At 58.2% G+C, this 13,980-nt stretch carries 13 protein-coding genes; 2 read left to right on the top strand and 11 right to left on the bottom strand.

Translation table 11 applies throughout. The annotated features are described in order from the left end of the window. Nucleotides 1-11: 11 nt before the first annotated feature. From PK28_RS09325 to PK28_RS09290, 8 genes are all read right to left on the bottom strand, one after another. Entirely contained in the window at nucleotides 12-392 is a 381-nt protein-coding gene (locus PK28_RS09325) for a response regulator transcription factor (RefSeq protein ID WP_044513489.1), read from the bottom strand. Between the two features lie 88 nt (nucleotides 393-480). Beyond that, the gene (locus PK28_RS09320) at nucleotides 481-3,249 is read right to left on the bottom strand and encodes a sensor histidine kinase (RefSeq protein ID WP_044513488.1); all 2,769 of its coding nucleotides are present in this window, start codon (nucleotides 3,247-3,249) and stop codon (nucleotides 481-483) included. A gap of 65 nt (nucleotides 3,250-3,314) precedes the next feature. Next, the gene (locus PK28_RS09315) at nucleotides 3,315-3,533 is read right to left on the bottom strand and encodes a hypothetical protein (protein ID WP_044513487.1); all 219 of its coding nucleotides are present in this window, start codon (nucleotides 3,531-3,533) and stop codon (nucleotides 3,315-3,317) included. A 171-nt stretch (nucleotides 3,534-3,704) separates the two neighbouring features. Continuing rightward, complete coding sequence (locus tag PK28_RS09310) at nucleotides 3,705-5,174, bottom strand: MFS transporter (protein WP_197070392.1); 1,470 nt, start codon at nucleotides 5,172-5,174, stop codon at nucleotides 3,705-3,707. Nucleotides 5,175-5,220: 46 nt separating this feature from the next. Continuing rightward, nucleotides 5,221-6,690, bottom strand: a complete 1,470-nt coding sequence (locus tag PK28_RS09305) for a hypothetical protein (RefSeq protein WP_231576125.1) — start codon at nucleotides 6,688-6,690, stop codon at nucleotides 5,221-5,223. Between the two features lie 142 nt (nucleotides 6,691-6,832). Next, a complete protein-coding gene (locus tag PK28_RS09300) occupies nucleotides 6,833-7,255 on the bottom strand; it encodes an IS1/IS1595 family N-terminal zinc-binding domain-containing protein (RefSeq protein WP_044513486.1) in 423 nt (140 codons plus the stop codon). Nucleotides 7,256-7,452: 197 nt separating this feature from the next. Continuing rightward, complete coding sequence (locus PK28_RS09295; RefSeq protein WP_231576124.1) at nucleotides 7,453-8,232, bottom strand: M28 family peptidase; 780 nt, start codon at nucleotides 8,230-8,232, stop codon at nucleotides 7,453-7,455. 260 nt (nucleotides 8,233-8,492) lie between these two features. After that, a complete protein-coding gene (locus PK28_RS09290; protein ID WP_231576123.1) occupies nucleotides 8,493-8,996 on the bottom strand; it encodes an RNA 2'-phosphotransferase in 504 nt (167 codons plus the stop codon). A 126-nt stretch (nucleotides 8,997-9,122) separates the two neighbouring features. Between PK28_RS09290 and PK28_RS09285 the strand changes: the two genes are divergently transcribed. Both PK28_RS09285 and PK28_RS09280 read left to right on the top strand, forming a co-directional pair. Further along, the gene (locus PK28_RS09285) at nucleotides 9,123-10,052 is read left to right on the top strand and encodes a flavin reductase family protein (protein ID WP_044513485.1); all 930 of its coding nucleotides are present in this window, start codon (nucleotides 9,123-9,125) and stop codon (nucleotides 10,050-10,052) included. A 55-nt stretch (nucleotides 10,053-10,107) separates the two neighbouring features. Continuing rightward, nucleotides 10,108-10,830, top strand: a complete 723-nt coding sequence (locus tag PK28_RS09280; RefSeq protein WP_044513484.1) for a hypothetical protein — start codon at nucleotides 10,108-10,110, stop codon at nucleotides 10,828-10,830. A 226-nt stretch (nucleotides 10,831-11,056) separates the two neighbouring features. Here PK28_RS09280 and PK28_RS09275 read toward each other — a convergent pair whose 3' ends face one another. The 3 genes from PK28_RS09275 to tsaE form a co-directional block, all read right to left on the bottom strand. After that, on the bottom strand, nucleotides 11,057-11,905 hold the full coding sequence (locus PK28_RS09275; RefSeq protein WP_048825807.1) for a GNAT family N-acetyltransferase: 849 nt from the start codon (nucleotides 11,903-11,905) through the stop codon (nucleotides 11,057-11,059). A 273-nt stretch (nucleotides 11,906-12,178) separates the two neighbouring features. Then, entirely contained in the window at nucleotides 12,179-13,405 is a 1,227-nt protein-coding gene (locus tag PK28_RS09270; RefSeq protein WP_044513483.1) for an alanine dehydrogenase, read from the bottom strand. Between the two features lie 99 nt (nucleotides 13,406-13,504). Further along, complete coding sequence (gene tsaE, locus PK28_RS09265) at nucleotides 13,505-13,933, bottom strand: tRNA (adenosine(37)-N6)-threonylcarbamoyltransferase complex ATPase subunit type 1 TsaE (protein ID WP_044513482.1); 429 nt, start codon at nucleotides 13,931-13,933, stop codon at nucleotides 13,505-13,507. Nucleotides 13,934-13,980 lie beyond the last annotated feature (47 nt).

Here is a 13,980-nt window from a genome sequence, read left to right as displayed (position 1 = left end):
ACGGGCAGCACTTAGGCGGGAGTTTTCAGCAGCTCCTTTACTTTTTCCATCAGCTGGCGGGTACTAAAGGGCTTGGGGATGTAGAGGTCGGCGCCGGCGTCATAGCCTTTCTGAATATCGGCATCTTTACTCTTTGCCGAAAGGAAAATAACGCGGGTGTTGGCGCGGTCCGGGCGCTGGCGCAGGTGGCGGCATACCTGGTAGCCGTCCACGTCGGGCATCATCACATCCAGCAGCACCACATTAAACGCGGTGTGGTCTACGGCATCCAGGGCCTCGGTGCCATTCCGGGCAATGCTGACCTGGTAGCCGTTTTTGCGCATCAGAAATTCCAGCGACATGACGATGTTGGGCTCGTCGTCGACAATGAGAATATGTGGGGTCGTCGGCATGACGAAGGGAAGCTAGTGATAAGAGAAAGGCGGCAGCAGACCGTTAAACGAAATGGCGGGAAGTTGGCTTAGATAGTCTGGCATGCTTTCAGGCCGGCAGGCTTACTGGTGCCGACCCCTCGCCTACCGGCAGCTCCACGGCAAAGGTGGCACCCTGCCCGGGCTGGCTTTCTACCCAGATGCGGCCGGCGTGCAGCTCCACAATTTTTTTGGTGATGGCCAGGCCCAGGCCCGAGCCCTCGGGCTTGCGCATGGTCTGATGGCGGGCCTGGAAAAACTTATCAAAGATGAGCTGATGAAACTCCGGGTCGATGCCTTTGCCATTGTCGCGCACGCTGATGCGCAGCGCGGCGGCCGGCGCGCTTACCGCTACCTCAACGCGGCCGGCACCATCGGCGCGGCAGGATTTCACGGCATTGGAGAGCAGGTTGACCAGCACCTGAATGAGCCGGTCCCGGTCGCCGAAGAGTGTGGGCAGGCCGGGCGGCACCCGCACATCCAGGTGTATGTGCTTGTCGCGCAGGAGCTGGCCCACCGCATCCAAGGCGTCACTGATGACCTCGGCTACGTTTACCGGCGCTTTGTCCAGCGTGGCCATGCCCGACTCATACTTTTCCAGATCCAGCACCAGCGTAATCAGCCGGCTCAGGCGCTCCGCCTCCCGGGTAATGGTATGCAAAAAGCGGTGGCGTTCTTCCTCCTCCAGGTCGGGATTATCAGACAGAATTTCGGCCAGCGCCCGGATGCTGGTAAGCGGGGTGCGCAGCTCGTGGGTTACGGTGTAGAGGAACTCGTCTTTGTGCTGATCCAGCTCCTGCAGCTGGTCGTAGGCGGCCTGCAGCTCGCCGGTGAGGCGCTGGAGCTGGCGCTGCTGCTTATGCAGCTGGCGGTTAGCTTCCAGCAGCTGCTGACTTTCCTTCAGAATGCCCACCACGTTATCAAAGCTGATATCCTCTACCCCCACGGAGGAACGCAGCAGCATGCGCGCCGAAGCCGGACCAATGGAGCCGGCCAGCAGCTTTTCAGCGTAAGCCAACAGGCGCGGGTCGGCCTGGGGCGGCGCTACTGTATCGGTAGCGTGGGCATCCGGAAAACGGATTTGAAAGGCCCGCAGGGCCTGGTTGGCGCGCTTCTTTCCCAGAAAGCCGGAGAGCAGGGCCCGCACATCCGGCAAGGGGGCCGCGCCCTGCCAGCCGGCTGGCCCCTCAAACAGGGCACCGTTCCGAAAGATGTCCACGAAAATATCGGCCTGCCGCAGCTCCAGGGCGGAGGGCGTGCGCAACAACGACACGCCCACGTAGCACCCAATATTGAAAAACCAGCTCCAAAACAGGCCGTGCGACAAATAATCCAACCCATCCAGCCCGAACAAAGCAAACGGCCGCAGCACCCGCAGCCCAAACAGACCTTCCGTCAACACTGACACGGGTAGCAGGCCGGGGCCTACCATGGTAGGCAGCACCAGCGTAAAAAACCAGACTATAAACCCGGCCAGAATGCCGGCCCGGGCGCCCTGCCGGGTGCCGCCTTTCCAGTACAGCCCGCCCAGCACCACCGGCACAAACTGCGCCACCGCCGCAAACGACACCAGCCCAATATTAACCAGCGGCAGCAGGTGGCCCACCTCGGCATAGTAGCCGTAGGCCAGCAGCAGCACCAGCACCACGGCCAGGCGCCGGCTGTGCAGGGCCACCTGCCCCAGGTAGGCAAACCAGCGCGGCCCCTCCGCGCGCGCCGCCGGAATGCGCACCAGCAGGGGCATGAGCAGGTGGTTGCTCATCATTACGCTGAGGGCAATGGTTTCCACAATAATCATGGAAGAGGCCGCCGATAAGCCGCCCAGGTAAATAAGCAGGGCCAGCCAAGGGTGCCCGGCCTGCAGCGGCAGGGCCAGCACAAAGGTGTCGGCGTCCAGCTTACCGGCGGGGTCCAGCAGGCGGCCGCCAAAGGCCAGGGGCAGCACAAACAGGTTAATAATGATGAGGTAGAGCGGAAACAGCCACATGGCTTTACGCAGGTGGTCCTCGTTTACATTCTCCACCACCGATACCTGAAACTGGCGCGGCAGCAGTAGAATAGCCGCCATGCTCAGCAGCAGCAGCGTGAACCACTGCGCCCCGCTGGTGCCGGCGCCTTCCAGCGTGAACAGGCGGCGCAGATCGGGCACGGCCGCGGCCCGCTCAAATACATCGGCAAAGCCATTAAATAAGCCGTAGGTCACGAACAGGCCCGCGCCCAGAAAGGCCACCAGCTTCACAATACTTTCCACGGCCACGGCCAGCACCATGCCTTCGTGCCGCTCGGTAGCCTCAATGGAGCGCACCCCAAAAATGATGGTAAAGAAGGCCAGCGCCACTGTAGTAAAGAAAGCCGAAGAAGTGGCCAGACCGCCCTCCGCCACCTGGGTTCCGCCCCCTCCAGTAATAATATCAAACGAAGCGGCTATGGCTTTGATTTGCAATGATATATAAGGCACCACTCCCAGCACGCAAACCACCGTTACCAGGGCCCCCAGCCAGGCGCTTTTGCCGTAGCGGGCCGAGATAAAATCGGCAATGGAGGTGAGGCGCTGCTGCCGGCAGATGCGGATGATTTTGCGCAACACCAGCCAAGCCGCGGGGGCCATGAGCGTGGGGCCCAGGTAAATACCCACAAACTCCAGCCCGAAATAGGCAGCCCGCCCCACCGAGCCATAGTACGTCCAGGCGGTGCAGTATACGGCCATGCTCAGGGCATATACATAGGGGTTGCTGACCAGGCTGCGCCGAGCCGCCGACCGGCGCTCCGCCGCATACGCCACCCCAAACAGCAGGGCCAGGTAGCCGAAGGAAAAGCCGATAATGAGCAGAATGGACATAGGAGGCAGCCGGATGAGCAGCGAAGGAAATCAGCAGAAGAAGGAGCTTTGGATGGTAGGGCCAGCTACGCTTTAGACCGTACCAGCCAACCCGTGAGCAGCACCAGCAGGACCCAGACTACCAGCACATAGAGGTACAGCACCGGAATGCCACCCACCCTGCCCTGGTGATTGACCACGGCCAGAAAAGGAAAGTTAAGAAGCACGGCGAAGAGCAGCGACACAAACAGCAGCCGCTGCCCGCGCCGCTGTTCCGGGCGCTCCGGCGGGGAGATGGAGGACATACGCTTACCTGCTTAAGGAGAAAATACCGACGGGCGACCTGCCACCCACAGCCAGCTAAACTAGGGCATTAGAAGTACATTCAAAGTCCCTATTTCCGGGCTGCCCTGGTACGAAAAGTCCGCCGAACCACCGGCCCGACGGACTTGCTTACACCAGCCGGGCAGCCCTGCCTAGCCCATTATCTTAATGTTGCGGGTATCCTTCATGTACAGCGAGCCGATGATGAAGGTGATGAAGGCAATAACCACTGGATAAACCAGGCCAAAATAGATGCTGTGCTCCTGCAGGAAGCCGCTGGGCTGCGCTGCGGCCCAGGCCACCATAGCCGTGGAAATCAAGGGCACCATGCCCCCGAAAATGCCGTTGCCAATGTGGTAAGGCACCGACAGGGACGTATAGCGAACCTTGGTGGGGAATAGCTCTACCAGGTAAGCCGCAATGGGTCCGTACGCCATGGTTACAAACAGCACCAGGCAGAAAATAAGTAGCGTGAGGGCTACCACGTTGGGCTGAGCGGCCACCATAACGGCTGGCACGGCCACGCCCGCAGCATCTACGGTAGCGGCTGTTTTCTCCGTGAGCGGGCCGGCAAAGGCCTTCAGGCCGTAGAAAATGGGAATGGTGAATATGGCCCCGCAGAGCAGCCCCGTCATGATAATGCGCTTGCGGCCGATGCGGTCAGACAGGCTACCGAAGTAGATGAAGAAGGGTGTACCCAGCAGCAGGGCGGCGCAGAGAATAATACTGGCCGGAATCTGCTCAATTTTGAGCACCGTTTGCAGGAAAAAGTAGGCGTAGAACTGCCCTGTATACCACACCACGCCCTGGCCCATGGTTGCACCGAAAAGCGCCAGCAGCACCAGGCGGCGATTCACAGGCTCCACAAACGAGTCGCGCAGGGGCGATTTGCTGGTGGTACCTTCAGACTTGGCCTTGGCAAACAGCGGCGACTCATTCAGGCGGCGACGAATGTAGTAGGAAGCCACCACCAGGAAACCCGACAGCAGGAAGGGAATGCGCCAGCCCCAGGTTTTAAAGGCTTCATCGCCCACGGCCAGGCGCGTGCCAATGAGTACGGCAATACTCACAAACAGGCCAACAGTGGCCGTAGTCTGAATAAAGCTGGTGTAGTAGCCACGGCGGTTATCGGGGGCGTGCTCGGCTACGTAGGTTGCCGCGCCGCCGTACTCCCCGCCCAGGGCCAGGCCCTGCACCACGCGTAGCAGAAACAGAATAACGGGGGCCGCCACGCCAATAGTTGCATAAGTAGGTACCAGACCAATGGCGAAGGTAGAGCCGCCCATCAGCAGCAGCGTAAGCAGGAAGGTATACTTCCGGCCCACTAAATCACCGATGCGGCCAAAAACCACGGCCCCAAACGGCCGCACCACAAAGCCCACCGCAAAGGCCGCCAGCGTGCTCAGCAAAGCCGCAACGGGGTTATCCTTGGGAAAATAAAGGGTGGCGATAATGGTGGCCAGCGAGCCAAAAATATAGAAGTCGTACCACTCAATGACGGTTCCCACCGACGACGATGTGATAACCTGCCATATTTTCTTGGTGGAAACTCTATTGTTATCGTGCTCCTCCGGAGCATCTACCGCCGCGGCATAGCCCGGGCGCATTACATCTTGTTCCATGGGTTGGGAATGAGTTTGATGGTAGTAGAGAAGCGGGCCGCGTGGGTTACAGGAAGACCATGGTTTGCAGCGTTATTTCCGAGCGGTAGTTCACATCCTGGGGGTTGGAATAGTCGGGCCGGGCGCGGTAGTTTAGCGTGAGCTTGGCGTTATGGCCATCCAGATATAGATTGGTACCCAGATCATACACATTCACATCCTTGGCGCCAATGGCTTTCAGCCCGTCAAAGTTGCCGTGCTGCCAGGCAGCATAGGGCTGCAGGCGGGCTTTGGGACCCAGCAGGTTTTTGGGCAGCAGATACCCGGCCTGCCCGTACAGGGCCGAGCCGGTACCCACTACCGGGTAGGCATTGCCGCGCAGCGTGCCCGCTCCCGGAATGGGCGCCGAGCCGCCGGCCGAGCTGGGGTTCAGGATACCGATGTTGCGCACGTAGTTGGGGCCGAAGTTGTAGTTGTAGTACACACCATAGGCAGTAAGTGCCGTGCCGGCGTCTTTATCCAGGGGCGTGTCATAAAACACATCCGCCGACCAGATACCCAGGTTATGCTGGTTGGTGGGCAGCGTAAAGGGGTCCGTAGGCAATACCTCAGGCAGGGCATTGGGCCGCGAAATCATGGCATTCTTATTAAACAGGAAGCCCGCGCCAATATTGAATACCCGCTTGGTGCCCAGGTATGAGCCCACCGCGTAGGGCAGCAGGTTGGCTTCCTGGTCCAGGAACTCATAGGCAAAATAGCCCTGGTAGGTCTTGTGGCTGTTGCGGGGGCTGTAGTCGGCTACACCGGTGGGCAGCGTGGCGGGCGTTACCGATTGGTTGGTAGCAAACGGGTCGTTTACCGACAGGGCGTAGTCCAGCTTTCCTACCCGGCCTTTGGCATAGAGCCCAAACCAGCGCGCAAACTGGTCTATCTTCTCAATGGTGGGCCAGTTTGAAATGGGGGCATCGTAGGCCAGAAAATTAAGCGTGCTGGCCCGCGTCATGCGGGAAATGCCATTCTGGTAGTGCATGCCCGCACCCAGGCTGAGCTCTTTCACCACCTTGTATTCCACCACCGCCTCATGAATGAAGAGCTGAGGCTTTTTGCCTGGGTCGCCCACCCCTGATCCTCCGCTCACCGCGTTCTGGTTGTTGATGCCAAAGTGCGTCAGAATCATGAAGCGCGGGTTCAGCTGGGCATACAACAGCACCCGGGAGCGGCGCAGGCCCACATCAAAGGTGTTGTCCTGCGGGTCGCCGGGTACGTGCTGGGAGCCGGTGTTATTGCGGTTGTAGCGCGTCCAGACCTGGTGCCAGTTGATGATGCGGAAGTACTTGGAGCCATCGGGCGAGATATTCACCTTCAGTCCGGCCCCATAAGGCACCGATTCCGTAGGGGCCGCTGGTGTGGGTGGTGCGGTCTGCTCGGCGGGTGGCGGAGCGGGCTGCCCACCGGCGGGTGGGGGCTGAACCTGGGCCGTGGCTCCCGCTGCCGAAAGCAGGGCGCTTATAGCCAGCACATAACGGGCGTTTTGCATGGACGTGGTGGAGTTTTAGGTTGGGGAAGCTCGAGGGGAAAAGCCAGGGCGCTGCCACGCAGGTAGCGCCGGGCCCTCCCAAATAGAAAAATCCCCACCGGGAAGTCATGCCCAGGCTATACTTCCGCTAAGCCCTATAGCTTCAGCTGGCTTTAAACCGCTCCCACCGTATCATCATGTACTTATCGCCTAGCTCCGTGACTATCAGGCCCGCTCCTTTCAGGTTTTCCGGCTTCAGAAAAAACTCCGCCAGCTCCTTCTGATTCAGAATCTTATACGTGGGATGATACTCCGTCTGCCGGGGCGCTTTCAGGCCGTACTTTTTCACCCAGTTCATGACCGAGACGTGGCTGACCCCCAGCAAACGCTCAATTTCCCGGTAGCTCACGCCTTCTACATACAGCTGCAGGGCCTTAATTACGTAGTAAGGATTGGTCTCCTTGCCGGTTTTGGCTACTGAATAATGGTAGCCGCAGTTTTTGCACTTATACCGCTGCCGGCCACCCACCACGCCACTTTTTGTAGCCTCCACCGATTCACACTTAGGACAACGAAGCTGGGCCATTAGGACGATGGAGCGAAAGGCAGAAAAATAGCTATACTTATTTAGTAAAGATATAATAAATTAGCAAAAACCAGCTCTTTACAAATAACGCTGCGGGAGAAAATGAAGAAAATCAGGGGCGTACGTCGCCATAGCCGCTGGCTGAGGAAATGGAGCCAAATGCCTACCTCCGCTTAACAAGACAACCATTGCCTCGGCTATTGACCAAGCACCACGGCCAGCAAGGCGTCCACTGCCAGACACAGACGGCGCACGTCTAAGCGGTCCGGAGTGTCGGTGGGTTCGTGGTAGTGCTTGTTGCGGTAGAAGGCGGTATCGGTGAGGAGCACAGCCGGGTAGCCAAAGTGCCAGTAGTTGAGGTGGTCGGAAAAGTCGATGCCGGGCAGCCAGGCAGGGGCTGTGAACCGCTTTACCGGCAACCCGGCCGCCGCCTTGTAATGGCGCGCAAACTGACGGGCAAAACGCCCGTCGCCAATTTTCCGGGCTACGGTTACGTAGTTCCCTCTACTGCCATATATCCATTTTAAGGGTGCTACCGGGTAATCCTGGGTTCCTCGCCGGTCGTCGTAATAGCCCAGCATTTCCAGTGCCACCATACCGCGCACGGCCACCCCGGCTTTGTGCAGGCTCTGGGCGTGCACGTAGCTACCCATCTGCGGGGTACGAAAAAATGGGGGTTCTTCCAGCGTATAGGCCACCACATCTACCCGGTAGGGTAAGGCAGGCTGCCGGCCCAGCAGGCGGGCTACTTCCAGCAGGGCTGCTACGCCGGTACCGTTATCATCGGCGCCGGGCTGCTCGCCGCATACATCATAATGCGCCCCAATTATAAGACGCGGCCCCTCCACCGGGCCAAAGCTGCTCAATATGTTGCGGTAGGTGCGTCCGTTTACCTCGTATGGCTGCTCGGTTGGTCGGGCCCCTGCCGCCGCCAGCTCGGCCTTAATATATTCCGCCGCTTGATTTAAGCTGGCCAAGTGTAGATGGTTACGCGGCTCTGGGGTGGTAGTGAGAGCTACTAAATGGCGGTGCAGGAGCGCCGTATCAGCCATTGCACTGGTTTGCTGGGCCGAGGCATAAGTGATACTCCATACCCAGAAACAAACCGTACACCCTAATCGAAGCAGCATATAAATAGAAGCAAAGTAGAAGAAGCCTAATGTAGCAGGCCCAGCCTGAATTCTGACTGATAATGGCAGGGTGCCCCAGGAACGGGGTATTTCACTTAAAAATCAGCCTATACCCTGGCTTCGTCAATATATTCAGGGGAAACCGAGAGGGTGAGCCAGACCCCGTTTTCGGATAAATAAAATGATGCCCCCGCGCGGTGCAGCTTTCCGGCCTGCACGGTTAACACCACGGGCCGGCCATGGCGGCGCCCTACGGCCGTGGCCGTTTCCGGATCTGCGGAAAGGTGCACATGCTGCCGGGAGCCCCGCTGCAGCCCGCTCTCCCGAATAGAAGCCAGAAAACGGGTAGCCGTGCCATGGTACAGCACTTCCGGTGGCACCACCGCTTCCAAAGCTAAATCCACCGCCACCGAATGGCCCTGATTTGCTCGGATTAACTGCTCATCTGCTGAAAAAGCAAAACGCTTTTTCTCGTTTGTGGCCACCACTTCCCGGAGGTGGTCTAGGGTTACTTCGGGGTTCCGGGTCTGCAAAGCGACCAGCAGATCCGCTACGCTCACCCAGCCCTGCGCATCCAACTCCAGGCCCAGCTCCTCGGGTTTGTGCCGCAATACATAGCTCAGGGTCTAACTTAATGCCTGGTTCTGCATAGCAATGGGTATTGTATCATATTTGTGGGCCTGAAAGTACTACGTTGTTCTTTAGGCCCCTCATTGCTGCCTCACCCTCTCCCCGCTATGTCCACTCCCACCCCGTTCCGCACTATCACGCCCGGCACCCTTTCCAAAACCGACTGGCACCAATGGATGCTCAGCGCCATTGCGCCCCGGCCTATTGCCTTTGTGAGCACTATTTCCCAAGATGGCGAGGTGAATCTGAGCCCGTTCAGCTTCTTCAATGTGTTCAGCTCCAATCCGCCCACCCTCATCTTCTCCCCCGCCAACCGCGTGCGCGACAACACGCAGAAGCACACGCTCTACAACGTGCGCGACGAAGTACCGGAGTGCGTGGTCAACATCTGTGACTATGCCCTGGTGGAGCAAATGTCGCTGGCCTCCACCGAGTATGAGCGCGGCGTGAATGAGTTTCATAAGGCCGGCCTCACGGAGCTAAAATCGGATATGGTACGCCCGCCGCGCGTGGCCGAGTGCCCGGTTTCCTTTGAGTGCGTAGTGGAGCAGGTAATTCCCGTGGGCGACTCCAATGGCGGCGGTAACCTGGTTATCTGCCGCGTGGTGCAGGCCCATTACCGTGAGGATATACTACTGGAAAACGGCCCCGGCGTGGACCCCCACAAGTTTGAGGCCGTGGCCCGCCTGGGCGGCGACTGGTACTCGCGCGTGACGCCGGAAAGCCTCTTCGAAGTACCCAAGCCCAACCGCAACAAGGGCATCGGCATTGATCAGTTGCCGGAGCACATCCGCACTAGCCACGCGCTGAGCGGCAACAACCTGGGCCGTCTGGCCAACATCGAGGCCGAAGCATTGCCTACCCCTGAGGCCGTTGCCGCCTTCCGTCAGGAACCATTAGTTAGCTACACCCTTAACAAATATAAAGACAGCCCCCAGCAGCAAGAGCAGCTGGTACTCCTGGGCAAAAAACTCCTGGAGGGCGGGCAGCTGCTGGATGCCTGGAAAGTGCTGTTACTAGCTAAACCGAACGACTAAAGGTTGGGAATAAGACATTATACCCTCTATTCCATACTTCCTTTCTTAATAGCCGATGCGCCTGACATGCCATATCCTGCTCTTATTCCTCGTCTTTGGTAGCGGCTGTGCGTCCGAGTACCGGCCCTGTCCCAATAATCAGACTGACCCTACGAAGCAGCTCTACCAGGATATCGTCACGGAACTAATTGAGCAACGCTTGGGCATCGGCTATCTGCCGGCAGAAAATATAGCGTATATCCAGCAGCATTTCCGCGAACAGAAAAGCTTGGAGATAACCCCCGCGGATTCAGTCTGGGAGCGCACCCACCGCGTGCGTTTTCAGCGCGCCCTGTTTCAGGATACGGCCCGCTTTCAAACCTTCTACCTGAATACGAAGCCTCGCCGAACAAATCCTGAACTAGCGGACCTTCCCGTTCAGTTTAAAACCCTGACTCCAGAGACTGACGTAGTCAAGCTAATCAGGGCCTTTGCGCCGAGTCAACAGCAAGCCTCATTGGATAGCTTGAATCGGGTACAAACGGATATGGGTGCCGCGGACTTCCAGCTGTGTACGGCGAAGCTACTGCCCGTGGGAAGATATATGCCGTGCACCCTGGAAGGGGGCATGGGCATTCTTACGTTGTCGGCCGTGGCGTGGAATGCGGCCGGTGACCAAGGCCTACTCTCTTTCAGCTGGCAGTGTGGCTGCAAATGCGGCTTTGGGGAGGTACTCTGGGTGGAGAAAGTGAACGGCCGTTGGCGCATCAAACAGGCTGTTGACACTTGGATTTCTTAAGCTGAAGCCCTCGGATACACGCTGGTCAAATGCTCTTTCTGGTCAGGTAAATAAGGAGTGTTGTTGGGAAAGAACACAGGATAAATTTCTAAAAAACGTCCTACGGAGCGCAATCAAAGCATGTTGTCTGCTGCCGTTGTTGGGATGCGAGCGATAAGAAAAGCCCGTCTTGCCGAGCTATTTTGGACTTGTCTACCGGGCTGCATCCCTGGCATCTCCAATACTGTTATACAAGCGGGCAGCGCATCTCATAGAGTGCTAGCTCAGCGCGCTGCCAGCCACAGCTTTCCAGCAAAGCTATACCGGACGCTTGCGGAACCAGGGGTGGAAAAACCAAGGGCAGACCACCAAATTCTGCCTCCAAGGCCCGTACCAGGCGGGTGCCCCAGCCCTGCCGGCGGCTGGTGGGGGCAACCAGCAGGCAAAGCACAACTACCTTATCCGCTTCCGGGCGTACCAGCGCGTAGGCTAGTTCCTGCAACCGGAAGGCCCTGCTGGGGCGCGTTACAGCAGCCAGGGTTTCTGGGGCCAGCATCCAGGGCAGGTTGGCGTCGCCGTGTACCTGGACTTGCTGCGCCAGTTGCAGCGGGTCTATTTCAGTAAGCTGATGCGCTGCGTCGTCTCTGGTGCCGGGCTCCTGGCGGAAACCCACCAGTTCCCGCAAATGCACAAAGCCCAGCCGCTCATACAGCCGAATGGCGGGCTCATTCACGGTAAACACCTCCAGCAGCATCGACTGGTCACCGCGGGCGCGGGCTTCCTCCAGGGCCGTTTGCAGCATAATTTTACCCAGCCCTTGGTGGCGAAATTCTTTCACCAAACCCATGGCTGCCACCCGGCTTTGCCAGCCACGGCGGGCAATAAACACTACCCCTACCAGCGCCTCGCCCTGAAACCACAACCGGCTGGACGCGGGGTCCAGATGCTCGCTGCGGAAACGGCGCTCAAAGGATGCCGCATCAAAGTGCATCGGCACAAAATACTCTTCAAAAGAGCGGTTCATGGCCTCCGCCACCTCAGCAGAAGTGAATTCCAGAACGGGGCGGGCAGTGAGTTGGGAAGTGGGTAGGGTCATGCGTTAATTATTTGTCCGCCATTGACTGGTTAGTAGCACATAGGGTTGCCTATGTCGCTTTCAGCGTAAAAACTGCCATCAATAAAAACTGTCGTTACATAGATACTGTCATCCTGAGCCCAAGCAAAGGACCTTCTCATAGCAGAACGTGTCGTTGTTACGCGAGTCGCTCTAGCGTGAGAAGGTCCTTTGCTTGGGCTCAGGATGACAGCTGGGGTAGGATGAAAAAGGACTTACAGTCCATAAAACTCCTGCAAACCAGGCAAATGGAGGTTAATTCCGCACGGCAATCATCAGCCCCAGCTCCTTATAGCGCATGTTAAATTTCTTGGCGATGGTGGAGTTGGTGAGGGAGCCTTTGTAGGCGTACACGCCGGAGCGGAAATGCTCGTTGGTAAACAGCACCTCGTTAATGCCGCCGTGCTCACTGATTTCCTGCAGAATGGGCGTGAAAATGTTGCTTAGCGCATTAGTAGCGGTGCGCGGCACCCGGGAGGCAATATTGGGCACACAATAGTGCACCACGTCGTACTTGCGGAATACGGGCTTGCTGTGCGTGGTAATCTCACTGGTTTCAAAGCAGCCGCCCTGGTCAATGCTCACGTCAATAATCACCGAGCCCGGCGACATGGAGGCCACCACTTCCTCCGAAACCATGAACGGCACGCGGCCTTCCTCGGCGTTCAGGGCCCCAATTACCACATCGGCGCGACGGATCTGCTGGCTGAGCACGAAGGTGTCCAGGGTGCTGGTGTAGAGCTGGGTGCCCAGGTTTTGCTTGAGTCGGCGCAGCTTGTAGAGGTGGTTATCGAACACTTTTACCTCAGCCCCCAGGCCGGTGGCGGCGCGGGCGGCGTATTCGGCCACGGTGCCGGCGCCCAGAATCACTACCTGGGAAGGCGGCACACCCGTAATTCCACCCAGAATAACGCCTTTTCCTTCGCTGGAGCGGGCCAGGTACTCGGCGGCTACCAGCATCACGGTGGAGCCCGCAATTTCGCTCATGGCCCGCACCACCGGCTTGGCGCCGGAGGGGTCCTTGATCAGCTCGAAGCTGATGGCATTAATTTTTTTGCGGAGAATAGAGGTGATATAGTCGGCGGTGAGGGAGCCGAACTGCAGGGCCGACATCAGGGTCTGGCCGGCTTTTAGGTAATCAATTTCTACAGCAGTGGGCGGGGCTACTTTCAGTACTAAATCGGCCTCAAACACCTCTTTAGCCGAGTAAGCAATGGTGGCACCGGCCTCGGAATAGTCGTGGTCGGAGTACTTGCTGGGCTCCCCGGCCCCGCTTTCCATAATAATCTCGTGGCCGGCTTCTACCAGGTGCTTCACGGCTTCCGGCGTGAGGCAGATGCGGTTTTCCTGCAGGGAGGTTTCGCGCGGCAGCCCGATGAACAGCTTGCGCCGCCGCGTTTCCACGGCCAGCATGGATTCCTGGGTGAAGTAAGCGCGGCTGGTAGCCAGCGACTCAAATCCGGGGGGCAATGCGTCGGGCATTCTGTTCAGATTAATAATTAAGAATTACCAGGGAAGAAGCAGCATTTACTTATCGGTTCACCCATCACAACATCCCTCCCGTCCCCGATAATTAACGCATTATTCTACCTCAGTAACTAGTAATTGCCGTGATTCCGCAGCCGTAACCTCAAGGGTTACGAGCAGCCTTTGAAGCGGCAGCAGGGTTTCCACCCGGCTGGGCCACTCTATCAGGCAAAGATAGCCAGAATCGAAGTACTCTAATGCGCCCATTCGCAAGGCATCGGCGGGGTCATCTATCCGGTAGAAATCGAAGTGGTAAATAGGCTGGTTCCGGCCGTTACGGTACTCGTTTACCAGCGAGAAGGTGGGGCTGCTGATATCGTCCTGCACTCCCATACTCTCACAGAGCGCTTTTATGAGCGTGGTTTTGCCGGCGCCCATCTCGCCTTCAAACAGGATAATGGAATGCTGGCCGAGGGCATCGCGCAGTTGGGCGGCAGCGGCCGGCAGCGCGGCCAGGGAAGGAATATCAATTGTAAGCGGCATGGCACACAGGCTGGTTGCAGCCGCAAGTTTACGCAAGCCAGGCCGCC

Source organism: Hymenobacter sp. DG25B (assembly GCF_000801315.1).
Classification (GTDB): Bacteria; Bacteroidota; Bacteroidia; order Cytophagales; family Hymenobacteraceae; genus Hymenobacter.
The sequence above is the reverse complement of the archived record's forward strand: the minus strand, read 5'-3'. Positions and strand labels throughout refer to the sequence as shown.